The organism is Bradyrhizobium sp. SOJA106 (assembly GCF_059448745.1).
The window spans coordinates 8,218,875-8,243,946 of sequence record NZ_CM182549.1; the positions used below are offsets into that span (position 1 = coordinate 8,218,875).

The 25,072-nt window shown below is 63.7% G+C and carries 18 protein-coding genes and 1 tRNA gene; 13 read left to right on the forward strand and 6 right to left on the reverse strand.

The window, feature by feature from the left end:
• Window positions 1–69 precede the first annotated feature (69 nt).
• The gene (locus tag AC5V87_RS38805; RefSeq protein ID WP_495369610.1) at window positions 70–1,446 is read left to right on the forward strand and encodes a cytochrome P450; all 1,377 of its coding nucleotides are present in this window, start codon (window positions 70–72) and stop codon (window positions 1,444–1,446) included.
• Window positions 1,447–1,684: 238 nt separating this feature from the next.
• Here AC5V87_RS38805 and AC5V87_RS38810 read toward each other — a convergent pair whose 3' ends face one another.
• Window positions 1,685–2,524, reverse strand: coding sequence for an SDR family NAD(P)-dependent oxidoreductase (locus tag AC5V87_RS38810; protein WP_456841556.1), 840 nt, complete (start codon window positions 2,522–2,524; stop codon window positions 1,685–1,687).
• Window positions 2,525–2,687: 163 nt separating this feature from the next.
• Here AC5V87_RS38810 and AC5V87_RS38815 point away from each other — a divergent pair, with 163 nt between their 5' ends.
• The 12 genes from AC5V87_RS38815 to AC5V87_RS38870 all read left to right on the forward strand — a co-directional run bounded on the left by AC5V87_RS38815 (window position 2,688) and on the right by AC5V87_RS38870 (window position 19,741).
• Window positions 2,688–3,653, forward strand: coding sequence for a sensor histidine kinase (locus tag AC5V87_RS38815; protein ID WP_456843485.1), 966 nt, complete (start codon window positions 2,688–2,690; stop codon window positions 3,651–3,653).
• Window positions 3,654–3,997: 344 nt separating this feature from the next.
• On the forward strand, window positions 3,998–5,734 hold the full coding sequence (locus AC5V87_RS38820) for a putative bifunctional diguanylate cyclase/phosphodiesterase (protein WP_495369611.1): 1,737 nt from the start codon (window positions 3,998–4,000) through the stop codon (window positions 5,732–5,734).
• 125 nt (window positions 5,735–5,859) lie between these two features.
• Entirely contained in the window at window positions 5,860–7,299 is a 1,440-nt protein-coding gene (locus AC5V87_RS38825; RefSeq protein WP_495369612.1) for a sigma-54 interaction domain-containing protein, read from the forward strand.
• A 197-nt stretch (window positions 7,300–7,496) separates the two neighbouring features.
• The gene (locus AC5V87_RS38830) at window positions 7,497–8,807 is read left to right on the forward strand and encodes an MFS transporter (RefSeq protein ID WP_495369613.1); all 1,311 of its coding nucleotides are present in this window, start codon (window positions 7,497–7,499) and stop codon (window positions 8,805–8,807) included.
• A 123-nt stretch (window positions 8,808–8,930) separates the two neighbouring features.
• The gene (locus tag AC5V87_RS38835; protein WP_495369614.1) at window positions 8,931–10,976 is read left to right on the forward strand and encodes an acyl CoA:acetate/3-ketoacid CoA transferase; all 2,046 of its coding nucleotides are present in this window, start codon (window positions 8,931–8,933) and stop codon (window positions 10,974–10,976) included.
• Window positions 10,977–11,081: 105 nt separating this feature from the next.
• Complete coding sequence (locus tag AC5V87_RS38840) at window positions 11,082–12,266, forward strand: substrate-binding domain-containing protein (protein WP_456841561.1); 1,185 nt, start codon at window positions 11,082–11,084, stop codon at window positions 12,264–12,266.
• Window positions 12,267–12,427: 161 nt separating this feature from the next.
• Window positions 12,428–13,192 carry an ABC transporter ATP-binding protein gene (locus AC5V87_RS38845; RefSeq protein ID WP_456841562.1) on the forward strand — a complete coding sequence of 255 codons (765 nt, stop codon included), beginning with the start codon at window positions 12,428–12,430 and terminating at the stop codon, window positions 13,190–13,192.
• Entirely contained in the window at window positions 13,189–13,911 is a 723-nt protein-coding gene (locus tag AC5V87_RS38850; protein ID WP_495369615.1) for an ABC transporter ATP-binding protein, read from the forward strand. The genes AC5V87_RS38845 and AC5V87_RS38850 overlap by 4 nt, the downstream gene beginning before the upstream one ends.
• Window positions 13,908–14,918 carry a branched-chain amino acid ABC transporter permease gene (locus tag AC5V87_RS38855; RefSeq protein WP_495369616.1) on the forward strand — a complete coding sequence of 337 codons (1,011 nt, stop codon included), beginning with the start codon at window positions 13,908–13,910 and terminating at the stop codon, window positions 14,916–14,918. Before AC5V87_RS38850 ends, AC5V87_RS38855 begins: the two co-directional genes overlap by 4 nt.
• Window positions 14,915–16,000, forward strand: a complete 1,086-nt coding sequence (locus tag AC5V87_RS38860) for a branched-chain amino acid ABC transporter permease (RefSeq protein ID WP_495369617.1) — start codon at window positions 14,915–14,917, stop codon at window positions 15,998–16,000. Before AC5V87_RS38855 ends, AC5V87_RS38860 begins: the two co-directional genes overlap by 4 nt.
• A 174-nt stretch (window positions 16,001–16,174) precedes the next feature.
• A complete protein-coding gene (locus tag AC5V87_RS38865) occupies window positions 16,175–19,300 on the forward strand; it encodes a bifunctional diguanylate cyclase/phosphodiesterase (protein ID WP_495369618.1) in 3,126 nt (1,041 codons plus the stop codon).
• Between the two features lie 364 nt (window positions 19,301–19,664).
• Window positions 19,665–19,741: transfer RNA gene (locus AC5V87_RS38870), tRNA-Arg, on the forward strand.
• Between the two features lie 226 nt (window positions 19,742–19,967).
• On the opposite strand, the gene AC5V87_RS38875 is transcribed toward AC5V87_RS38870, so the two are convergent.
• From AC5V87_RS38875 to AC5V87_RS38895, 5 genes are all read right to left on the reverse strand, one after another.
• A complete protein-coding gene (locus AC5V87_RS38875) occupies window positions 19,968–20,381 on the reverse strand; it encodes a gamma-glutamylcyclotransferase family protein (RefSeq protein WP_456841568.1) in 414 nt (137 codons plus the stop codon).
• A 124-nt stretch (window positions 20,382–20,505) separates the two neighbouring features.
• The gene (locus tag AC5V87_RS38880; RefSeq protein WP_456841569.1) at window positions 20,506–20,793 is read right to left on the reverse strand and encodes a hypothetical protein; all 288 of its coding nucleotides are present in this window, start codon (window positions 20,791–20,793) and stop codon (window positions 20,506–20,508) included.
• 901 nt (window positions 20,794–21,694) lie between these two features.
• The gene (locus AC5V87_RS38885) at window positions 21,695–23,707 is read right to left on the reverse strand and encodes a hypothetical protein (protein WP_495369619.1); all 2,013 of its coding nucleotides are present in this window, start codon (window positions 23,705–23,707) and stop codon (window positions 21,695–21,697) included.
• Window positions 23,708–23,751: 44 nt separating this feature from the next.
• Window positions 23,752–24,381, reverse strand: a complete 630-nt coding sequence (locus tag AC5V87_RS38890) for a hypothetical protein (protein ID WP_495369620.1) — start codon at window positions 24,379–24,381, stop codon at window positions 23,752–23,754.
• Window positions 24,382–24,768: 387 nt separating this feature from the next.
• Window positions 24,769–25,062 (reverse strand): hypothetical protein, encoded by a 294-nt coding sequence (locus tag AC5V87_RS38895; protein WP_456841572.1) that lies wholly within the window; start codon window positions 25,060–25,062, stop codon window positions 24,769–24,771.
• Between the last annotated feature and the right edge of the window lie 10 nt (window positions 25,063–25,072).

Genomic DNA, 25,072 nt, shown 5'->3' on the forward strand with positions numbered 1-25,072 from the left:
CTTGGCGCAGGCCGCAATGTTGCCGCGGTCGCGCGATGTCTATTCGGTCCGCCAACCGGAGCAAGCGTCATGTCGATCCAGAATGTGGCCACGCCCGCGCTCCAGTACACGGCGCCCAGACGCAACGAGCTGACGCATATCCCTGGCGACGAAGGCTGGCCGATCATCGGCATGACCTTCAAGGTGCTCGCCGACCCCAAGGGGCATATCGAGCGCAACGGTGCCAAATATGGCCCCGTCTATCGCACCCACATTTTCGGCGAGACCAACGTCGTGCTGCTCGGCCCCGAGGCCAACGAGCTGGTGCTGTTCGACCAGCACAAGCTGTTCTCGTCGACGCACGGCTGGAACAAGGTGCTTGGCCTGTTGTTTCCACGCGGCTTGATGCTGCTCGATTTCGACGAGCACCGGTTGCATCGCAAGGCGCTGTCGGTCGCGTTCAAGTCCGGGCCGATGAAGTCCTACCTGTCCGATCTCGATCGCGGCATCTCCGCGCGCGTCGCGCAGTGGAAGGCCAATCCCGGCGAGATGCAGCTCTATCCGGCGATGAAGCAGCTGACGCTCGATCTGGCCGCCGCATCCTTCCTTGGCGCCGGGATCGGGCCGGAAGTCAACGAGATCAACCGCGCCTTCGTCGACATGGTCGCGGCCGCCGTCGCGCCGATCCGTCGGCCCCTGCCCGGCACGCAGATGGCGCGCGGGGTGAAGGGCCGCAGGCGCATCGTCGCCTATTTCCGCGAGCAGATTCCGCTGCGACGCGGCAACCACGGCGGCGACGATCTGTTCTCGCAGCTCTGCCGCGCCACACATGAGGACGGTGCGCTGCTCTCCGAGCAGGACATCATCGATCATATGAGCTTCCTGATGATGGCGGCGCACGACACGCTGACTTCGTCGCTGACCTCCTTCCTCGGCGAGCTCGCCGCCAATCCGGACTGGCAGGAGAAGCTGCGGGCCGAGGTTCTGGCACTCCGGCTCGCGCCGGACGCACCGAGCAGCTTCGACGATCTCGACAAGATGAAGCTGACGGAGATGGCCTTCAAGGAAGCGCTGCGGATCAAGCCGCCGGTGCCCTCGATGCCGCGCCGCGCGATGCGCGATTTCAGCTTCAAGGGCTACAGGATTCCAGCCGGCACCGCGGTCGGCGTCAATCCGCTCTACACCCATCATATGAAGGAACTCTGGCCGGAGCCGGATCGGTTCGATCCCATGCGCTTTACCGAAGAGGCCCAGCGCAACCGCCATCGCTTCGCCTTCGTGCCGTTCGGCGGCGGCGCGCATATGTGCCTCGGCCTGCACTTCGCCTACATGCAGGCAAAGTGCTTCGCGCGGCACTTCCTGCAGAACATCGAGGTGTCGCTGGATGAGGGCTACAAGCCGGACTGGCAGATGTGGCCGATCCCGAAGCCGAAGGATGGGCTGAGGGTGAGGATGAGGGCGGTGTGAAGTCAGCACGACGTCATTCCGGGGCGCACGAAGTGCGGACCCGGAATCTCGAGATTCTCAGGTGCGCAACTGCGCACCATAGTTCGATGCTCCGCATCGCCCCGGAATGACAGCGGATATCGCAGGTGGCCAAAGGCGCGTAGCGCCGTGCCCACGATCTTTCACATGGGGACATTTGGTGGGCACGGCGCGCGAAGGGCGCGCCTTTGCCCACCCTACGGCAGCGTCGCCGGAGCCGTTACGCCCCGTCGTCAAACGCCTTGCGCAACGCGCTCAAGCCCTGCTGTTGCTGGCTCCAGTTGCGGCCGCCGGTCATGGCGCCGTCGATGACGAGGTCGTGCCCGTTGATGAAGCTGGATTCGTCGCTGGCCAGGAACACCGCGGCCTGGGCGATGTCGTCAGGCAGGCCCGCGCGCGGGATCGGCTGCGCGGTCTTGTAGACCTCGCGCATCACGGCCGGCGTCTTCTCGGCGGCATCAGTCGATAGCCCCAGCGCCTTGCCGAAAATGCCGGTCGCGATCGCGCCGGGCGAGATCGAGTTGACGCGGACGTTGGACTCGCCGAGCTCCATCGCCACGCATTTGGTGAGATGGATCACCGCCGCCTTGGCCGCGCCATAGACGAGCGACGAGGAGAAGCCCGCGAGGCGGCCGGCGATGCTGCCATTGTTGATGATGCTGCCGGAACCCTGCTTCTTCATGTAGGGCGCGGCATGCTTCATGCCGAGCATGACGCTGCGCACCAGGGTCGCCATCGCCGCGTCGAAACGCTCGACCTCGAGGCCCTCGATGCCCCCGGTCTGCGCCGGGCCGCCGGCATTGTTGAAGAGACAGTCGATCCGGCCGAATTTTTCCACCGCGAGCGCGATCAGCGCCTGCATCTGCGCTTCGACCGTTACGTCCGTTTGGCGGAAGATGCAGTTTGCCCCGAGCCGCGTTGCCAGCGCCTCGCCTTCCGGTATACGCCGCCCCGCGATCACAATTTTGGCACCTTCGGCAACGAAGACTTCCGCAGTCCGCAAGCCGATGCCGCTCGTCGCGCCCGTGATCACCGCCACCTTGCCGTCCAGCCTGGCCATGGAATGTCCCCGTTTTTGAACGTTTTGATGCCAAATGGCGGACACCGCGCATGACGGCTCCGCGATGGTCACTATTCCTGCCGGCTTTCGCCAAGGCAAGCTTTGCTTGCGCTGGCGACATGCGTAACATTCGCACCGAATGCACATCGCGACCGGGCCGCGCATGGAGAAGCTGATCGACGAATTCCGCAAGGGCTGGCTGGGCATCGCACCGCCATCGCTCGGCCTGAGCCTTGCCTTTGCGGTTGCCTGCGTGCTGGTTGCGACGCTGGCGCGCTGGGGCCTCGCGCAAGTGCGGCCCGACGTCTACTTCACCCCCTACTTTCCTGCCGTGTTCTTTGCCACCGCTTTCGGCGGCTTCCGGATCGGCATCTTGACGGCGATCGTCGGCGGCGTGCTCGGCGTCGTCGTGAATTTCGGCGATGCCTTTGCCGATCGTGCGCGATTTGCCCTCCTGGCGCTGTATTGGGCCGTCTGCGCGCTCACCATCTGGGGCGTCGAGCACTATCGCTCGCTTCTGGTCGAGCAGCGCCGGATTTCCAGGCGCCTGATCGAGGAGGAAGAGTATCGCAAGCTCCTGGTCGAGGAGCTCCAGCACCGGCTGAAGAACAAGCTGTCGACCGTGCATGCCGTGATGCACCAGGTGCTGCACGACCAGCCGCAGATCTGGGCCCGGATCGATCCGCGGCTGCGGTCGCTGGCCGCGACCGACGATCTGATCTCGCGGGTCGACAAGGGTGGCTGCGACATCCGCGATCTGCTGATCGCGGAGCTCGGACCTTACGGCCATGTCCGCTTCACGCTCAACGGCGACCGGCTGTTCCTGCCGCCGAAACTCGCAGTCACGCTGTCACTGATGTTTCACGAGCTCGCCACCAACGCCGGCAAATATGGCGCGTTCTCCTCGCCGCGCGGCTTGTTGCAGGTCTCGTGGACCGTCAACGGCGATCGCCTGACCATCACCTGGGATGAAACCGAAGGGCCGAGCATCGGCGAGGTCTCGGCGCCGGGCTTCGGCACCAGATTGCTGAAGTCGGCCCTGTCCGCCTTCGAGGGCAAGACCGAGATCTCGTATCTTCAGACCGGCCTGCATTGCATCATGCAATGCCGCATCCCGAAGAGCGGCTAGGCGGATAGCGAACGTTATCGACTCACCGAACCATCCACAGCGTCATGGCCGGGCTCGTCCCGGGCACCCACGCCTCGCCACGCGGCTGGATGCCCGGGCATGACAAGCTCTGATCACGCAACGAGACTCGATCCAGGCGAAAGCGATCCGCGCACACCACACGCGCTTTCGCAAGTGACATTGACGCTCTGTTAATGACGATCGACAGCGTGTGTCGCATCGCTGCAAGTTTCCTCGAAAACACCCACGTATTTCTGCGGATCCCTTAACCAAACCTAAGAGGGAACCACGCAAGATCGCGGCCATTGCAAAGGCGCGCTGAAACAACAAGATTCATGACTTCTATGAACGACAAAGAATATTCCGGCGTGAGCGAAGCCGAGCTCGGATTTCTCAAGGAAATCGTTAGAATGCTTCCTGCCGGCCTGACCGTGCAGGACGCCGAAGGCAGGCTTCTGCTGGTCAACGATGCCGCAGCCGCCCAGCTCGGCATGGACGGCAGCCGTCCCTCGCCCGATCTTTCGCCACGCCGCGAAGCCTGCCGTCAGGCGCTGAGCGCCGGCCAATGCGTCGTCACGGAGGAAGCGCTGCACGAGGGCGCCGCGCGCCAGGTGCTGCTCACGACCCATCGCCCCGTGCGCCTCGCCGGACGCGAGCTCCTGATCTCGGCCTCCTCCGACATCACCGAGCAGAAGAATTTCGAGGACCAGCTGTTTCGCTCGGCCTATTTCGACGAGCTGACCGGCCTGCCCTCGCGGCGTGTGATCGAGCATCGCGCCAACAGCCTTCTGGCGCGCGATCGCGCTGGCGAGCCCTTTGCGCTCGCCTTTCTCGACGTCGACAATTTCAAGCACATCAACGACTATTACGGCCACGCCGTCGGCGACGCGCTGCTGGTCGAGCTGTCGAAGCGGCTCGGGCGCGACTTGCGCGATTCCGACATGCTCTCGCGCATCTCCGGCGACGAGTTCCTGCTGCTGCTCGCCCCAATCCAGAGCCAGGAGGAAGTCGCCGAATTCATCCAATCGACGCTGGAGCGGCTGACCGCACCGTTCTTCATCGACAATTCGGAAGTCTTCGCCTCGACCTCGGTCGGCATCAGCCTCTATCCCGACCATGGACGCAATTTCGAGACGCTGCGCCAGAACGCCGACATCGCGATGTACCGCATCAAGAACGATGGCAAGGGATCGGCCGCCTTCTTCGATTCCAGCATGGAGCGCGAGGCGCTGGCGCGGATGAAGATCGAGCAGTCGTTGCGGCTCGCCATCCTCGAAAAGCGTTTCTGCTGCGCGTTCCAGTCCAAGGTCGACATCCGCACCCAGGCCGTAAAGGGCATCGAGGCATTGGTGCGCCTGCGCGACGACGAGGGCGTGATCCAGGCGCCGGGCTCGTTCATCAACCTCGCCAGCGAGCTCGGGCTGATCGACGAGCTGACCCATCTGGTGCTGGCCGAGATCGTCAAGTCGATCGACCTGATCAACGATACGTTCGGCCCCGAAGCGACCATCAGCATCAACGTCGCGGCCAGGCAGGCCGGCAATCCCGAATTCATGCGCAGCTTCGCGCAGGCGCTCGACGACACCGGATTTCCCAAGCGGTTCATGATCGAGGTGACGGAAGACGCCTTCGTCACCAAGAACCATTTCCAGGCCGAGATCCTGCCGATGTTCCGCAAGCTCGGCGTCGGCATCTCGATCGACGATTTCGGCACCGGCTATTCCTCGCTGTCGGCGCTGGCCGACATCACCGCCGACGAGATCAAGATCGACCGCTCCTTCATCACCGACATCCATAAGCGTCCGCGCAGCCAGGGCATCCTGCGCGCGATCGAATCCTTGAGCGAGGCACTCGGCATGACCGTGGTCGCCGAAGGCCTCGAATCCTACGAGGAGCTCGCCTATCTCCAGGCCGCGACCAAGATCCGCTACGCCCAGGGCTATTACTTCTCGCGGCCGATCTTCCTGGAGGAGCTGAAGCTCGCAACGCCGCTCTCCAGTGAGGCGCGCGTCAACGTGGCGAGCCGCCCGATGCAGCAGAACCGCCAGGGCTATTCGCGGGCGGGCGGTTACCGAAGGTAGGCCGACAGCGGGCTGCGCCTGCCCGGGACGACGGCGGAGATTCGACCGTGCTCCAATCACCATTTCCCCCTTTGAAATTGCTGCGCTTTTGCTAATACACAGGCGGACCTCCCCTGGGATATGTCATGTCCGCCTCGTCCTCCGTCAGCGACCCCGCCTATCTTCGTGCGCGCGCGATGGAGACGCTGTTCGAGCGGCTGGAGAAGCTCTGCGAGGGCGCCATCGCGATCGATCGCGGCGGGCGGGTGGTCTACGTCAACGAGAAATATCTTGCGGCGCTCGGCCTCAAGCATACGTCCGAGGCGATGGGACGGCCGATCGAGGAGGTCATTCCGAACAGCCTGATGCGGAAGGTCGCCGAGACCGGCGAGCCGATCCTGCTCGACATCATGGAGCTCGGCGGCGAGCAGCTGGTCGTCACCCGGATGCCGATCGAGGACGAGACCGGCAAGGTGATCGGCGCGATCGGCTTCGTGCTCTACGACCATCTCGAAAGCCTCAAACCCCTGCTCGCCCGCGTCGCCCAGCTCGAGAGCGATCTGCGGCTGGCGCGGCGGCAATTGTCCAACGCCCGCGCGGCGCGCTTCACCTTCGCCGACTTCGTCGGCACGACGCCGGCGATCGCGCAGGCCAAGCAGCTCGCAAGCCGCGCCGCGCGGCAGAACGTGACCGTGCTGCTCACCGGCGAGACCGGAACCGGCAAGGAGATGCTGGCGCAGGCCATTCACAATGCCTCCTCGCGCGCCGAGAAGCCCTTCGTCAGCGTCAATGTCGCGGCCATTCCCGACACGCTGATCGAATCGGAGTTCTTCGGCACGGCGCCGGGCGCCTATACCGGCGCCGACCGCCGGGGGCGCGAGGGAAAGTTCCGCATCGCCGACGGCGGCACGCTGTTCCTCGACGAGATCGGCGAGATGCCGCTGCAATTGCAGGCCAAGCTCCTGCGCGTGCTGCAGGAGCGCGAGATCGAGCCGCTCGGCTCGGACAAGATCTCCAAGGTCGATGTGCGTGTCGTCGCCGCCACCAATGTCAATTTGCGCAAGCGCGTCAGCGACGGCGCGTTCCGGCCCGATCTCTACTATCGCCTCAACGTGCTCTCGATCGATTTGCCGCCGCTGCGGCAGTGCCTGGACGATCTGCCCGACATCTGCGCCCGGCTGATCGAGGACATCAGCGCATCCGGCGACTACGTCAACGCCAGGATCACGCCGAGCGCGCTCGCAGCGCTCGCGCGCTACGACTGGCCCGGCAATGTCCGCGAGCTCCGCAACATCCTGGAGCGCGCGCTGATCCTGAGCGATTCCGGGCGGCTGACCGGCGACGATGTCGCGCGCATCCTTCCCCTCGGCGCCGAGGTCAGGCTCGCGGCGCCTTCGCGCCCGACCGGGCGCGTGGTGCCCTATGCCGAAGCCGAGGCCGAGTTCGAGAAGCACACGCTCGAACAGGCGCTCGCCGCCAGCAACGGCCAGATCGCCGAGGCCGCGCGGATGCTGCGGATCTCGCGCGCGACCTTCTACAAGAAGCTGGCCAAGTTCGGCCTCGCCTCGGGCCCCGCCTCCGTCTGAGTTTCGAGACTCAGTGTGTCCGGAGTCTCGGATTCCGGACAGGGCGATTTACACCTTCAGTTCGGCACGGGCGCTGAATCTGCTGGATTTTCCGGCATTTTGCCCAGGTCCTCGGCATCTGGCGCGACGTTTGCTCTTTGCTTTGCACAATGACGCATGCCGCACATGCGCATTCGCAAAACCAGGGAGGACGCCAGATGAGTGGAGCGATCACCGTCAATGAACTCGGGGCAAAGCAACCCTCGCACGTCACGGTCGCCACCGCGAGCCTGATCGGCACGGCCATCGAGTGGTACGACTTCTTCCTCTACGGCACCGCCGCGGCGCTGATCTTCAACAAGCTGTTCTTTCCGACCTTCGACCCGATGATGGGAACGCTGCTGGCGTTCGCGACTTACGCGCTCGGCTTCATCGCGCGCCCGCTCGGCGGCGTCGTGTTCGGGCATTACGGCGACAAGATCGGCCGCAAGACCATGCTCTACCTGACGCTGCTGATCATGGGCGCGGCGACCGCGGCGATCGGCTTCCTGCCGACCTACGAGACCGCCGGCATCTGGGCCGCGATCCTGCTGGTGGCGTGCCGGCTGATCCAGGGCTTTGGCCTAGGGGGCGAATGGGGCGGCGCGGTGCTGATGGCAGTGGAGCATGCGCCCGCGGACAAGAAGGGTTTCTATGGCAGCTGGCCGCAGCTCGGGGCGCCGCTCGGCCTCGTGCTCGGCACGCTGGTGTTCTCGGTGGTGTCGGCGCTGCTGACCGACGCCCAGCTCTATGCCTGGGGTTGGCGCATCCCGTTCCTGTTCTCGATCGCGCTGGTGCTGGTCGGCCTGTGGATCCGCTTCACCATCGCGGAATCGCCGGAGTTCCAGAAGGTCAAGGACACCAAGCAGGAGGTGAAGATGCCGATCCTGGAGGCGATCAGGATGTACCCGAAGAACATCCTGCTCGCGATGGGCGCGCGCTTTGCCGAGAACGGCTTCTTCTACATCTACGCCACCTTCGTGCTCGCCTATGCCACGCAATCGCTCGGCATGAACAAGCAGGACATGCTCAACGGCGTGCTGATCGGCGCCGCGATCGAGACCTTCACCATTCCCGCCTTCGGCGCGCTCTCCGATCGCGTCGGGCGGCGGCCGATCTACATCTTCGGCGCGGTGTTCTCGGCGCTGATGTCGTTCCCGCTGTTCATGCTGCTTGCGACCAAGAACCCGCAATATGCCTGGATCGCGATCGTGCTCGGCCTCGCTGTCGGCCATGCCGCGATGTACGGCCCACAAGCGAGCTTCCTGTCCGAGCTGTTCGGCACCAAGGTGCGCTATAGCGGCGTCTCGCTCGGCTATAATCTCGCCTCGATCTTCGCCGGCGCGCTGTCGCCGCTGATCGCGACGGGACTGATGACGGCCTACGCGCCGGCGACCTGGCCGATCTCGCTCTACATGATCGCGCTCGCGATCATCACGGTCGTGTCGGTCTATTTCGCCACCGAGACGCGCAAGACGGCTCAGCCCTGAATGGGCTGAGCGCGGCCCCCCGCGAGGCCGGAGCGGCTGGTCGCCAGCCGCTCCACGCGCTACGAATAGAGGCAAGCGAGAAGAACGGGCATGCGGTCCGCGACTGACATGGGAGGTAATGCCATGAGCCAGCATCCTGCCTTGCCCTATTTGCGCAACGCCGAGAAGGGCAAAGTCGTCAGCGCGGCGGAAGCGGTCATGCTGATCCGCGACGGCGACACCGTGGCGACCGGCGGCTTCGTCGGCATCGGTTTTGCCGAGGAGATCGCGATCGCGCTGGAGGAGCTCTATCTCTCCAACGAGGGTGACGCGCCCTATACGCAAGGCAAGCCGCGCAATCTGACGCTGGTCTATGCCGCGGGTCAGGGCGACGGCAAGCATCGCGGCCTCAACCATTTCGCGCATGAGGGCCTGGTCCGCCGCGTGATCGGCGGGCACTGGGGCCTTGCGCCAAAGCTGCAGCAGCTTGCGATCGCCAATCAGATCGAGGCCTATAACCTGCCGCAGGGCGTGATCACGCACCTGTTCCGCGACATCGCGGCCCACCGGCCCGGCCACATCAGCCGCGTCGGCATGGGCACCTTCGTCGACCCCCGGCACGGCGGCGGCAAGCTCAATGCGCGCACCACCGAAGAGCTGGTGGAGCTGATCCGGATCGGCGGCGAGGACTGCCTGCTGTACAAGACGTTTCCGATTCATGTCGGCATCATCCGCGCCACCACCGGCGACGCCGACGGCAACCTCACCATGGAGAAGGAGGCGCTGACGCTGGAAGCGCTCGCCATCGCCATGGCCGCGCATAATTCCGGCGGCATCGTCATCGCCCAGGTCGAACGCGTCGCCGAGAGCGGCAGCCTCAATCCGCGCCAGGTCAAGATCCCCGGCGTTTTGGTCGACTGCGTCGTCGTGGCGAAGCCTGAAAACCATTGGCAGACCTTCGGCACGCCCTACAATCCGGCCTATTCGAGCGAGATCCGCGTCCGCGCCGCCTCGCTGCCGGTGATGCCGGTCAGCGAGCGCAAGATCATCGCGCGGCGCGCCGCGCTCGAGCTGAAGGCGAACAGCGTCGTCAATCTCGGCATCGGCATGCCGGAGGGGATCGCCTCGGTCGCCAATGAAGAGCGGATCATCGATCTGATCACGCTGACGGCGGAACCCGGCGTGATCGGCGGCATTCCGGCGAGCGGCATCGATTTCGGCGCGGCGATCAACACCCAGTCGGTGATCGACCAGCCCTACCAGTTCGACTTCTACGACGGCGGCGGCCTCGACGCCGCCTTCCTTGGCTTGGCGCAAGTCGACCGCGCCGGCAACCTGAATGTCAGCAAGTTCGGCCCGAAGCTCGCGGGCGCGGGCGGCTTCATCAATATCAGCCAGAACGCCAAGGAGGTCGTCTTCGTCGGCACTTTCGGCGCAGGCCGGCAACGCATCGCGGTGAACGACGGCAGGTTGTCGATCCTCGAGGAAGCCAGCTCACGCAAATTCGTCGATCATGTCGAGCACGTCACCTTCAGCGGCGCCGTCTCGGCGGCGCGCGGGCAACGCGTGATCTATGTCACCGAGCGCTGCGTCTTCGTGTTGCGCCCGGACGGAATCGAGCTCTCGGAAGTCGCGCCGGGCATCGACATCGAGCGCGACATCCTGCGCCTGATGGACTTCAAGCCGCTGATCCCGCGCGATCCCGCGCTGATGGACGAGCGGATCTTTCGCGATGGCCTGATGGAGCTGCGCGAGCGGTTGCTCACCGTCCCGCTCGACCAGCGCTTCACGCTGGACGAGCAGCAGAACCTGTTCTTCGTCAATCTGGAACGCTATCCGCTGCGCAGCCGGGCCGAGATCGACACCATCGCTGATATCGTCGAGGCGAGGCTCGCGCCGCTCGGCCGCCGGGTCTACGCCATCGTCAATTATGACAACTTTTCCATCCTGCCGGAGCTGATGGACGATTATTCGGCCATGGTCCGCAGCCTCGTCGATCGCTTCTATTCCGGCGTGTCGCGCTACACCACGTCGGGGTTCCTGCGCATCAAGCTCGGCGAAGCGCTGGAGCGGCGCGGCGTTGCGCCGCATATTTTCGAGAGTGCGGACGAGGCGCAGTCGGATCGGCGTCAAGCCGAGGGAGCTGCCGCCGCCGGCGCATCCCACGCCCTGCGGCAGGCTCAAAAATGATGCAGGCTCGTAGGCCGACGCGCTTCGCCGGAAGGTGCAATTGCAATATCTGCGAGCTTGTGCAAATCGCTGTTGCCGAGAAACTTTGAATCAGGAGGGACCATCGTGCGTCGATCGCTCATCATAACAACAACCATTCTAGCCCTCGCTGCGGGCACCTCCGCACGGGCCGACGACCTCAAGGTCGCGCTGATCTACGGCAAGACCGGTCCGCTGGAGGCCTATGCCAAGCAGACCGAGACTGGGCTGCAAATGGGTTTTGAATACGCTACCAAGGGCACCATGACGATCGACGGCCGCAAGATCGTCGTCATCACCAAGGACGATCAGGGCAAGCCGGACCTGTCCAAGGCCGCGCTCGCCGAAGCCTATCAGGACGACAAGGCCGATATCGCGATCGGCACGACCTCGTCGGCCGCCGCGCTCGCCATTCTCCCCGTCGCCGAGGAGAACAAGAAGATCCTGATCGTCGAGCCCGCTGTCGCGGACCAGATTACCGGCGAGAAGTGGAATCGCTACATCTTCCGCACCGCGCGCAACTCCTCGCAGGACGCGATCTCGAACGCGGTCGCGATCGGCAAGCAGGGCGTCACCGTTGCGACGCTGGCGCAGGACTACGCGTTCGGCCGCGACGGCGTTGCCGCCTTCAAGGAGGCGCTGGCCAAGACCGGCGCGACGCTCGCCGCCGAAGAATATGCTCCGACCACGACCACGGACTTCACCGCGGTCGGCCAGCGTCTGTTCGACGCGCTGAAGGACAAGCCGGGCCGCAAGATCATCTGGGTGATCTGGGCCGGCGCCGGCAATCCGCTGGCCAAGCTCCAGGACATGGATCCGAAGCGCTACGGCATCGAGCTCTCCACCGGCGGCAATATCCTGCCGGCGCTCGCCGCCTATAAGGGCCTGCCCGGCATGGAAGGCGCCACCTATTACTACTACGACATCCCGAAGAACCCGGTGAACGACTGGCTCGTCGCCGAGCACCAGAAGCGCTTCAACGCGCCGCCGGACTTCTTCACCGCCGGTGGGTTCGCCGCCGCGATGTCTGTCGTCGCCGCCGTCACCAAGGCGAAGTCGACCGACACCGAGAAGCTGATCACGGCGATGGAGGGCATGGAGTTCGACACGCCGAAGGGCAAGATGGTGTTCCGGAAGGAAGACCATCAGGCGCTGCAGAGCATGTACCACTTCAAGGTCAAGGTCGATCCGAACGTCGCCTGGGCCGTGCTTGAGCCGGTGCGCGAGCTGAAGATCGAAGACATGGACGTTCCGGTGAAGAACAAGCGCTGAGCTTTCTTTCTTCACCTCCCTGCGGGGGAGGCCGGGAGAGGGCTCTCACCTCTTGGGAGTCCTCGCCTCGCGGAAACACCCTCTCCCCACCCCCCGCAAGCGGGGGAGGGAGCCCACCGAGATCGCGGACATATCTTCATTCTGTCACTTGCAAAATCTCAATGCCCCTCACCCTCGAAACCCGCGACCTCACCATCCGCTTCGGCGGCCATGTCGCGGTCAACAGCGTCACCTGCACGTTCCGCCCGGGCGAGTTGACCGCCATCGTCGGGCCGAACGGTGCCGGCAAGACCACCTATTTCAATCTGATCTCGGGCCAGCTGCGCGCATCGAGCGGCAGCATCCTGTTCGACGGCACCGACATCACCCAGCATTCCGCGCCGCTGCGGACCCGTGCGGGTCTCGGCCGAGCGTTTCAGCTGACCAATCTGTTCCCGAACCTGTCAGTGGAAGAGAATGTCCGCCTCGCAGTGCAGGCGGCCAACGGCACCCATTACGACATGCTGCGGCCCTGGATGGTGCGCCGCGACCTGATCGCGCGCGCCGATGCCATCCTCGACCAGGTCGCGCTCGGCAATCGCCGCGGCGTCGCCGCGACCGCGCTGTCGCATGGCGATCAGCGCAAGCTCGAGGTCGCCCTGATGATCGCGCTGGAGCCGAAAGTCTTCATGTTCGACGAGCCGACCGCCGGCATGAGCATCGACGAGGTGCCCGTTGTCCTCAACCTGATCGCACAGCTCAAGCAGGACAAGAGCAAGATCATCCTGCTGGTCGAGCACAAGATGGACGTGGTGCGCTCGCTCGCCGATCGCATCATCGTGCTGCATAACGGGCAGCTTGTCGCCGATGGCCCGCCAGCCGAAGTGATCGCCTCGCCGATCGTGCAGGAAGCCTATCTCGGCGTCGCCCCGAAGAGTGCCGCATGACCGACCTTCTCAAACTTGCCAGCGTGCACACCCATATCGGGCGCTACCACATCCTCCAGGGCATCGATCTCGCCGTCCCGCAAGGACAGGTCACGATGCTGCTCGGCCGCAACGGCGCCGGCAAGACCACGACGCTTCGCACCATCATGGGCCTGTGGCAGGCCTCCGCCGGCGTGATCACCCTCGCCGGCGAGCGCATCGAGAGCCGCGCCACGCCCGACATCGCGCGGCTCGGCGTCGGCTATGTGCCCGAGAGCATGGCGGTGTTCTCCGATCTCACGGTGAAGGAAAATCTCGTCCTCGCGGCGCGCGACGCGCCGATGGACGACAGGCAGCTGGAATGGATCTTTGGCTTCTTCCCGGCGCTGCGCCGGTTCTGGCTGTCGCGGGCGGGAAGCCTGTCAGGCGGGCAAAAGCAAATGTTGTCCATCGCACGCGCCATCATCGAGCCCCGGAAGCTGCTGCTGATCGACGAGCCGACCAAGGGCCTTGCGCCCGCCATCGTCATGGCGCTGATCGAGTGCCTGAAGGAGATCAAGCGCAAAGGCGCGACGATTCTCCTGGTCGAACAGAATTTCTTCGCCGCCCGCGAGCTCGGCGACAGCGTGCTGGTGATGGACAACGGCACCATCGTCCATCGCGGCGAGATGGCGGCGCTCGCCGCCGACGTGCCGCTGCAGGAGCGGCTGCTCGGCCTGAGCCTGGAGGCGCATCAGTGACCGACCTTGCCGCGACCGACCCGCTGCCGAAGCCGAAGCGCGACATCGCGCCGATCCTGCTGCCGGTCGCGCTCGCGCTTCTGGTGATCCCGCTGATCGGATCGACCTCGTCCTGGCTGACACTGACCGCGGCGAGCCTCGCGATGGGCATGATGATCTTCATCATGGCCTCCGGGCTTACTCTCGTTTTCGGCCTGATGGACGTGCTCAATTTCGGCCACGGCGCCTTCATCGCCGTCGGCGCTTATATCGCAACGCTGGTGCTGGCGCCGTTCGCCGCCTCCATCCAAGCGGATTCGCTCTGGATCAACCTGGCGGTGCTCGCCCCGGCCGCGCTGCTCTCGATGGCGGTCTCCGGCGCGCTCGGCCTCGTCGTCGAGCGCGTGCTGATCCTGCCGGTCTATGGCCAGCACCTGAAGCAGATCCTGATGACCACGGGCGGCCTCATTGTTGCAGAACAGACGCTCTATGCGCTGTGGGGACCGCAGATCATTCCGATGCCGCTGCCGGCCTCGCTGCGCGGCTCCTTCATCCTGGGCGACGTCGCGATCGCCAAATACCGCGTACTGGCGATGCTGATCGGCCTCGCCGTCTTCATCGCGATCCAGCTCGTGCTCAACCGCACCAAGCTCGGCCTACTGATCCGCGCCGGCGTCGAGAACCGCGAGATGGTCGAGGCGCTCGGCTATCGCATCCGCCGCCTGTTCCTCGGCGTGTTCATGACCGGATCGGCGCTTGCCGGCCTCGGCGGCGTGATGTGGGCGCTCTACCGCGAGCAGGTCCACGCCTCCATGAGCGACGATCTTACCGTTCTGATCTTCATCGTCGTGATCATCGGCGGTCTGGGCTCGATCGGCGGCTGCTTCATCGGTGCGATCCTGGTCGCCATGGTCGCCAATTACGGCGGCTTTTTGGTGCCGAAACTCGCCCTCGTCTCCAACATCCTGCTGATGGTCGCCATTCTGATGTGGCGTCCGCGCGGCCTCTATGCGGTGACCAGCCGATGATGATTCTTTCCGGCGATCCGCCGCGCAGCCGCATCCTCACGCTCGTCCTCGTCGTCATCATCCTGGCGCTGGCGGCGACGCCGTTCCTGTTTCCAGGTGCCAAGGCGCTGAATGTGGCGGCCAAGATCTGCGTCTTCGCCGCGCTGGTCGCGTCCTACGATCTGCTGCTCGGCTATACCGGCTCGGTGTCGTTCGCCCATACCATGTTCTACGGCATCGGCAGCTACGCCATTGCCATCGCACTGTATGGCATGGGTCCCAATTGGGCGGCGGTCGCCACCGGCATCGTCACGGGCCTGCCGCTGGCCGCACTGCTCGCACTCGCGATCGGCCTGTTCTCGCTGCGGGTCGCCGCGATCTTCTTTGCCATGATCACGCTCGCGGTCGCCTCCGCCTTCCAGGTGCTGGCCTCGCAGCTGTCCTGGCTGACCGGCGGCGAGGACGGGCGCAGCTTCCAGCTGCCCGAACTGCTCCGCCCGGGCACGGTGCTGATCTCCAAGAGCCTGTTCGGCTTCGAGATCAACGGCCGTATCCTGACTTTCTATCTGGTGTTCGCGATATCGGCCCTGATGATCCTCGCGCTGCTGCGGGTGGTGAACTCGCCGTTCGGACGCGTGCTGCAAGCCATCCGCGAGAATCGTTTCCGCGCCGAGGCGCTCGGCTTCCGCACCGTCTTCCACCTCACCTATGCCAACTGCCTCGCGGCGCTGGTTGCCGCCAGCGCCGGCATTTTGAACGCGCTGTGGCTGCGCTATGCCGGCCCCGACACCTCGCTCAGCTTCTCGATCATGCTGGACATCCTGCTGATGGTCGTGATCGGCGGCATGGGCACGATCTACGGCGCCATCATCGGCGCCACCATCTTCATCCTTGCGCAGAACTATCTGCAATCGCTGATGGGCGTTGCCTCCAAGGCGGCGTCGGAAGCCGGCCTGCCGCTGCTGCCGGGCCTGTTGCATCCCGACCGCTGGCTGCTGTGGCTGGGGCTGCTGTTCATCGCCAGCGTCTATTTCTTCCCGACCGGCGTGGTCGGACGTCTCCGCAGTGGCGGCGGCGATAAGAGCACCGGCGCCCCGCATTAGGCCGCGATTAATGATGCAGCGCAGCGGTTGGTGTGCGCCTCGCACAACCGCCGCGTGATTCCCGTCCCGCTGCATCAGAGCGCGTCGGCGCAACCGGATTAATGCTTAGGTAACTGGCTTTCCTAATGTTTGCGCCATTTGTGCGGTGTATTTCTGTCCCTCCAGGGAGGGGGAATGCACCAGGTCTTTGCACGGATGACAGCCGGAATGTCCTTAGCCGCTCGGCGCGGCTGGGAGGCAGCGCTTCGGCGCGGACCGGTGCTGTGGCTGACCCTGTGCGGCGTGTTGCTGGTCGCGGGGATTTTCGCCGTCACGGCCATGGCTGTCGGCGAATTCCGCGAACGGACCTTGGTCAATCGCGAGCGCGAGCTGGAAAACACCGTGCAGCTGATCGCGCGCCACTTCGATCAGCAATTCGAGGATTCCGACGTGGTTGCCGCCGATCTGATCGGGCAGATGAACCTGCCGGAGATCAATTCAGCCGCCATGTTCCGCGAGCGCATGTCGGGACCGGCCGCGAACCGGATGCTGCGCAGCAAGATCAACTCGGTCTCCTATCTCGGCGACATCGCGATCTACGACGCCGACGGCGAGCTGATCAACTGGTCGCGAAGCCAGCCGCTGCCCAAGATCAACATCTCCTCGCGCGCCTATTTCCAGACCTTCAAGTCGGATCCGATGTCCGAGCCGGTCATCCTGGAATCGGTCCGCAGCTTCATCATCGGCAAATGGACCACGATCGTGGCGCGCCGGCTGCACGGGATCGATGGCACCTTCTTCGGCGCGATGGTCCGCCGGATCGACCCGGACACCTACCAGAACTATTTCGCGTCGGTTGCGCTGGCCGAAGGCACGGCGATCGCGCTGTTCGATCGTGAAGGCAAGATGCTGGCGCGCTATCCGCATGCCGAGGAGCTGATCGGCAGGAGCTTCAAGACCGCACCGCTGATGCAGAAGGTGTTGACCAGGGGTGGCCAGCAAACGCTTCGCGTCAGGAGCCCCCTCGACGGCGAGGAGCGGCTCGGCTCGGCCGCCTCGCTGAACCATTTTCCGCTGGTCATCGTCGCCACCAACACCATGAGCGCCGCGCTTGCGGACTGGCGGCAGCAGACGGGCTTCATGGTCACGACCGCGACGCTCTCGGCCGCCGTGATCGCGATGATCCTCTATCTGATCATCCGCCAGATCAACCGGCAGAACCGAGACGCCCAGGCACGGATCGAAGCGGAGCGGCAGCGGCTCGACACCGCTCTCAACAACATGTCGCAAGGGCTGATCCTGTACGACGCCAACGGCTACATCGTCATCTGCAACCGCCGCTATGCCGACATGTTCGGCCTCTCCCACGACGTCATCAAGCCCGGCTGTCACATTCTCGAGGCGATGCATCACCGCAAGGAGCGCGGCGCGTTCGATGGCGACGTCGAGGCATTCTGCGCCGACGTGATGCGGGTCGTCGCCGAAGGCACGGTCTCCGCGCGAACCCATCATCTGCCGAACGGCTGCGCCTTCCACGTCATCAACACCCCGCTCGCGCAAGGCGGTTGGGTCGCCACGATCGAGGAGATCACGGACCGGCGCAATCTGGAGCAGGAGCGCGACCGCAACTACACGTTCCTGCGCGAGATCATCGACCATATCCCCTCGCAGATCACGGTGAAGGACGCCCGGACGCGGCAATATCTGCTGGTCAACCGGACCGCCGAGGAGCAGTTCGGCCGATCGCGCGAGGCCATCGTCGGCAAGACTCCCCTCGACGTCTACCCCGAGGAGACGGCAAGGCGCGTCACAGAGGACGACAGCGAGGCGCTGCAAGGCGCCGACACCGGATTGTTCAAGGACGAGCATCCCTGGCCGAGCCTGACCAAGGGGATGCGCTACATCACCTCGACGCGGATCAGCATCCGCGATGATTCCGGCGAACCGCGCTACCTCATCAGCGTGGTCGAGGACGTCACCGAGCGACGGCGCGCCCACGACAAGATCGCGCACATGGCGCATTACGATGCGCTCACCGACCTGCCGAACCGCACACTGTTCCGCGAGCAGATCGAGCGCGAATTGGCCAAGGTGGCGGAGGGCTGCCAGTTCGCGCTGCTCTATATCGATGTCGACGAATTCAAGGGCATCAACGATTCGCTCGGCCATCATGTCGGCGACGGGCTGCTCAAGGCGATCGCGACCCGCCTGCGCGGCTGCCTCAAGAAGGATGATCTGATCGCGCGGCTCGGCGGCGACGAATTCGCCGTCATCCAGACGGGGATCCAGTCCTCCGCGGAGGTGCTGTCCTTCGTGACGCGGATCTACGAGGCGATCCGCCAGCCCTATCACTGCCTCGGCCATCAGCTCTCCACCGATGCCAGCATCGGCATCGCGCTGGCGCCGCAGGACGGGACCGACCTCGACCAGCTCATCAAGAACGCCGACCTTGCGATGTACGGTGCCAAGGCCGAGGGACGCCGCACCCACCGCTTCTTCGAACCGGAGATGGATGCGAGCGCCAAGGCGCGCCTGGCCATGGAGCAGGATCTGCGCTGGGCGCTGGTTAATGGCGGCTTCGAGATCCACTACCAGCCGCTGGTCGATCTGCGCTCGGGCGAGGTCTCGGGCTGCGAGGCGCTGCTGCGCTGGCGGCATTCCGAGCGCGGCATGGTCTCGCCGGCGGAGTTCATTCCGGTGGCCGAGGACACCGGCCTCATCAACGAGCTCGGCGACTGGGTGCTGCGCACCGCCTGCAATGAGGCCGCGACCTGGCCGGCGCATGTGCGCGTCGCGGTCAACGTCTCGCCGGTGCAGCTCAAATGCGACACGCTGGCGCTGCGGATCGCCGGCGCCCTCGCCGCCTCCGGGCTGGACCCGCGCCGGCTCGAGCTCGAGATCACCGAGGCCGTGCTGATCCGCGACGACGAGGCCGCGCTCTCGATCCTGCATCAGCTCCGTTCGATCGGCGTGCGCATCGCGCTCGACGATTTCGGCACCGGCTATTCCTCGCTGAGCTATCTGAAGCGCTTCCCGTTCGACAAGATCAAGATCGACCGCTGCTTCGTCGCCGACATCGCGGAGACCAGCGGCGCGCCCGTCATCGTGCAGGCGGTGGTGAACATCGCCGCCGCCAGCAACATGACCACGGTCGCCGAGGGCGTCGAGACCGAGGCCCAGCGCGAGATGCTGCGTAACCTCGGCTGCACGGAGATGCAGGGCTACCTGTTCAGCGCGCCGAAACCGGCCGCTGACGTGCGCAAGCTGTTCGGCCCAGGCGTCGCCTCGCCCAAAGCCTTGCCGGTGGCGGCGGTGGCCTGATGACAAAATCGCGCAAGATGGTCGACGATGCCGATTCCTACGCCGTCCGGCTGATGCAACAACTGGTAGTGCCGGCCGTCCCTCAGTGCCGGCGTCGCCAGCCACATTCCGGGCGAAGCCGACGGCGGCCCGGACCGGGTGCTGCGCCGCCGACGAGGCGCTACATGCGAACAAACGGCTCGGCCGCAACCGCGTCATCGGCGCCGACCGCCTGCTCGCCGAATTCGTCGGCCTCCGCCGCGCGGGGCGCGCCAGTTCCGGCCCCGGCGCGACGCAGATCGGCCTGAGATGCAGATCGGCCTGAGATGATGTCGGCGAGAAGCGGTTGCCCGCTTCCCGCCAATCGGCTAATGAGGCCCGATCAGCACCCGTAGCTCAGCTGGATAGAGCGTTGCCCTCCGAAGGCAAAGGTCACACGTTCGAATCGTGTCGGGTGCGCCAATAAAATCAGCAAGATACGCGACATTCGCCGTTCTTGGCGTCCCGCCGGGTAAGCACTAGGTAAGCAGTCCGACTTCAGCCACCTGTGTTTTCTCACAAGCTTTTCCGGAATATTGTGCGTCAACTCGGACGAGAGGCGCTGAGCCGGGCCGTCCTTCCGCAGAGAATTTCTCATTCCTCGATCGGACGTTTAGATTTCCGAAGCGGCGAGCATCGTACTGTTGCATCAGCTGGAAAGTCCCGCCACGTAGGCATCTGGCAATCCCATCTTCCGTGCGACGCCTTGCAAGGCAGCAACATATTCGGGATTCCCGCTCGTCCGCTGCGGCGAAGACGGCAAGTTGAAACAAAGGGCGAGTTCGGCCGTGCCGTCCGCCAACTGCGCCAGCACCGGCTCCGGCCGGTAGGCAGCGACACTAGGATCTGAATATAATTGGTCGACCTCGGCGTGAGTAAGCCGCATTGTCGTGCCGTAGACTCGACCGTGTCCGCTCGCGACCAGCGTGGCACGCGCACCAAGCTTCAACGCAAAACCCTCGACAAACGCCTGCCTGACTTGGCGCGGCCGCAGCCCCTTAGCTTCGAGAGCGTCGGGATCCATAAACAACCCATAGAAGAAGATTGTAACCTGCTCCGCCATGCTTGCCCCAGAAAGATGGTTTGCCCCCGCGACCCGTCCAGAGGCAGGTCCTGTGGCCGGTGCCGCGCCCTTCCTGACGGATAGCACGGCAGGCAAAGGCTAGCATAAGCGCAGCCGCATGGGATCACTTGCTTGGTTGCTTAGCCGCAGGCCCGCTCTTGTTGCCTGGCAGTCCTTTGATATTAGAAGTGTCTTGCTGCGAGGTCGTCGGATTCTGCTGAGTGCTAGAGGAGCCAACGGTATCGCCTGGCTTCAACGCTGGGCCATTTTTGTTGCCTGGCTGGCCGGCTATCCCTGCGCCGGAGTTTTGGGCGCTCGGAGCGCTGGAGACGTTCGGTTGAGTAGTTTGTGCGGTCGCCGCGCTGGCCGAAAGAGCGAATGCGATAGCAATGGTGCTCACGGTGCATTTCATGACGCTTCCTCCTAATTTTTGGCGCGCAGGCAGAGCCTGCCGCGAGCAAACAACATCGGGCTGTGGCGCACGTTCCTTTTGGCTCCAGGAGTTTGTCGGAACCCCCTTTTTTCGGCGGCTGTTGTCGCGCGAAGAGCTAAATGTCACTCGCGACCTCGAACGACAAACCTGCTCCCCCTATTATTTGGGCGATAACTGGCAAGGAACCTGTCCTAACGCGAGTCCGCCAATTGAGACCGCCTTACCCAATCGGCATGATTAGGAGAGTGCTCAAGGCAACGGCGGTCAATCCCGAAATCAGCGTGTGCACCATCCATCCAAGCGCGACGCGATGCGCTACCACGAAAGCTCGCAGCGTGAACCAGCGCCGCTCGCTGGTGCCATGGTGGATTCACATTTGTGGTCGCGGGAACCTCACGCAGCGGGAAGATTCGGCAAACCGGGGCTGGCTCCATAGTTCACCTAGATCGTTTTCACCCGGTTCATTGACCTTGCGCGGGCCGCAGCGATTGAGTTCGCTGCGGCCTTTGTCTTCAAGTGTCTCCGCGAAAAAAACGGCCGGCCAAGCCCAATCTGAGCGGCCTTATGGGCCACGAGAATCTCCACCAGGAAGCTGCTTTCGGTGTCCCGGCCCTGAGGGCCACGCCCAAGGAGGTATTGATGAGCGTTTGTCCTATTTGCGGATCTGATGCAGGAGAGCTTCCGAGAACCGGCGATGCCGAAGGGTTCGATCGTCACCAGCATGGACCGTTCAAGGTCTCCCTTGTCCGAGAACGATCCCCTCCTTACCGTTGAGGCCAGTCCCGCGGCTAGGCGAGGCGCAACTTCGCTGACGAACCGAGGCGTATGAACTGGGGCACAACAGTTATTTGCGGGATGTCATCCGACATTTGACTGATTATTACACGAGCACATGAAACTCTTGCCATGTACTCCACGACACGCCGTCGCTGGCTCTCACCCAGAGATCGTCCGACACCGTGCCGCTTTGGAAACTCGTCGCGGCGAGCTGAGCTGCATTGACGTTGATTGCAGTGTTCACTGGCTGGACGGTCCCGGATATGGCCCAGTGGCCGCTAGAGACTGAGGCTGTGGAATCCCAGAACTGGTATTGCGTGATACTGTCCCCATCGGGATCGGAAACCGAGAAGAGCGATGATGCCGCAATGCTCTGGCTGGGTGCGGCATGGTAGTCCGGTGCGGTAACGACGGGCGCCCTATCCAAGGGAGCATTGACGTGAAACTCCTTCCACGGCCCCCAGGCAAAGCCGTCGTAAGCGCGAGCCCAGAGATCATCTGCGCCTGATCCACTCTGGAAGGTCGTGGTCGAGAGCTGCGCTGACGTGACACCGATAGCGACGTTCGCGGCCTGCGCAACGCCCCCGACCACCCAATGCCCGCTGCTCGGGTCAGTCGTCGAGTCCCACAGTTGATAATTCGTGACAGTGTCTCCATCCGCATCAGAGGCCGAGAGCAGAGCTGAAGCGGCGACATTCTGATTGTGGGTCGCTGTGAAATCCGCTGCGGTCACGACGGGAGGATTGTCCAGCGGAGCGTTGACGTGAAACTCCTTCCAGCTGCTCCAGCTCGTGCCGTCGAAGGCGCGAACCCACAGGTCATCCGATCCTGATCCACTCTGGAATGACGCATTCGCCAGCTGGGCGGCGCTGACATCAATGCTCTGGTTCGAAGGCTGTGCAGCGCCAGCGACCACGAAATGCCCGCTCGCGGAATCGGCGGTCGAATCCCAAAACTGGTAGCCGGTGATCGCGTCGTGATCAGCATCGCTAGCCGTGAACAGGGTACCAGCAGCGATGTTCTGTCCATGGATAGCGTTCACATCGGATGCATTGACCACAGGAGCGTTGTCGATCGGAGCATTGACGTGGAACTCCTTCCACGCGCCCCATAGCGTGCCATCATTGGCCCGCACCCACAAATCATCGGATCCGGAGCCGCTCTGGAACGTCGTCGTTGCCAGCTGCGCAGCGCTTACGTCGATGGCGACATTCGACCCCTGCGAAACGCCGCCGACAACCCAATGACCGCTGGAAGGATCCGTTGTCGAGTCCCAGAGCTGGTAGTTGGTTATCGTGTCCCCATCCACATCAGTTGCAGTGAACAGGCCGGAGGCCGCGATGTTCTGGTTGTGGGTCGCGGCAAAATCACTCGCGCCGACTACGGGAGCATGGTCTGCGAAGGGGGTCGCCGTAAACGGTACCCAAGCTCCCCATACGATTCCGTCATTGGCTCTGACCCAGAGCTGGTCCGCCGCAGAACCGAATTGGTAGCTGGTTTGCGCGAGCTGAGCGGCAGTGATGTCGATCTCCGTATTGGAGGCCTGGACTGCTCCATTGACGACCCAATGGCCGTTGCCGTTGCTGTCCCACAGCGCATATTGCGTGATTGTATCGCCGTCGGCATCGCTCACGCTGAAGAGGGTCGTAGCAGCAGCCGATGTCTCGCCGCGGATCGCGGCCACGTTCGAAGCCGAAACGACTGGAGGTTTATCGGTCGGCACCGAAACCGTGAAAGATTGCCATTTGCCCCATATGACGCCATCGAAAGCCCTGATCCAAAGTTGATCAGAGGCCGCACCGGCCTGGTAAGTGGTGTTTGCAAGTTGGGCTGCGCTAATGTCGATCTCTACGTTCGTTGCTTGCGGAACGCCGTTGACGATCCAGTGGCCGTTGCCGTTCGTGTCCCACAGCGCGTATTCGGTGATCGAATCCCCGGCGGCCGTACTCGCGGTGAATAGTGACGACGCTGCAAAACTCTGGTAGCGCGTGGCACTAATATCGTGCGCGGCGACGATCGGTGCGGTACGGATATTGTAGCCGATATCCTTCAGCACCCCCAGATCCAGCGCGGAGATGGCGTATTGGTAGTCGTAATAGAAAACGATGCCGTTCATGAGATCCAATGTAAGCGGGTCCTGAACGGTAGATGGCGTGGCATTCAAGTCGGATTGCTGGTTTCCAAAGTGATAGTAATTTTCGCCTGCCGTGCTGTTGCTCGTAGTCGGCACGGGACCGCCGTAAGCGGCTTCAGCATTCGCACCGGTAAAATAGACTTGTCCTGATGCCGTTTTCGAAAGGAACGTGTCGAACGTAGACTCGTAGTTGCCGGGCAGCGCACCTGACTGATTGTACCAGCCAGACATGCCAGGTGCATCAACTCGTGCAAAAAGACGACAATGGGATTGTACTCGTTGCTCGGTACTTGGCTGCCGTATGTAAGCCCTGAGGCGAGATCGAGGTACTTGAAATATCCAGGATCGATCGTGATCGTTATGTCGCTCGTCGTACCGCTTACATGATGACCGGTTGTGAGCTCGTAGAGAGCGGACGATTCATAGACCGACAGACCTTGAGCCGTGGTCCCCGTATATGCGGACGAGGTAGGCCCTCCCGCCTCTCGTCCCTCCTGAGTAGCAGCCACATTTAGCGCGACCACCAGGGTGCCCGTTCCCAAAATATATTGGGACCAGACTCCAAGCGCCTGCTCGATGTCGTAAATCAAAATGGGGTCTGCGGAGCCGCCGGCGTTGGACGGATCGCTCAATTGGACAGAGTAGTTCCAGGACATGGCTCGGCACCCAATCGGACAAAGGAGTCCTACAATCCAAGCCTGTTATGGCCCATAAGGTCAACTATCCAGGTTATGAAGCATGTTTTTTACGGGAAATTGACCGCACCGGCCTTCGCCGTCACCTCCGGTGCTTCCGCGGCACCGCCGCTTGATGCAGTCGCGGGCGCGTTTGGAGGCTGACGAAGGTGGCGCCGACGCAAAGAAAGAGGATGCGAGCCAGCGTTCGCGGCGGAAAGGGAGCGGGTCTCGGTATGTGTCCTCCGTCACGGCAACGCGACCGACGTAACCGCACTCTCCTCGCGTCGCGCGCGGAACCGCCTTGACCCCAGAGCGACGATCGCGACACCGGACGAGGGCCGGGCGCGGCCCTCGTCCTCGCTGAACTCAATGCCTTACATGCTCGAACACCACGATCACGCCGGTCGGCTCGGGCTCATGGGCCATCAGGCGCGTCAGGTCGGCATCGCCCCAATCGGCGAGGCTGACGACTTCGCCGCTCTCGCGTTCCGTGCCCAGCGACGGGGTGGGCTCGAGCACCTTGAGGCCCATCTCGTCGACGAAGAAGGTGTGCTCGCCGAACATGCTGTTGAGCTGGGGCATGGCGGGATGCTCGTCGGGCAGCACCTGAGCGCCGAGTTGGTTGACGGTCTGCTTGACCTGTTCGGACGTTAGCTTCATCGGGGCTGCT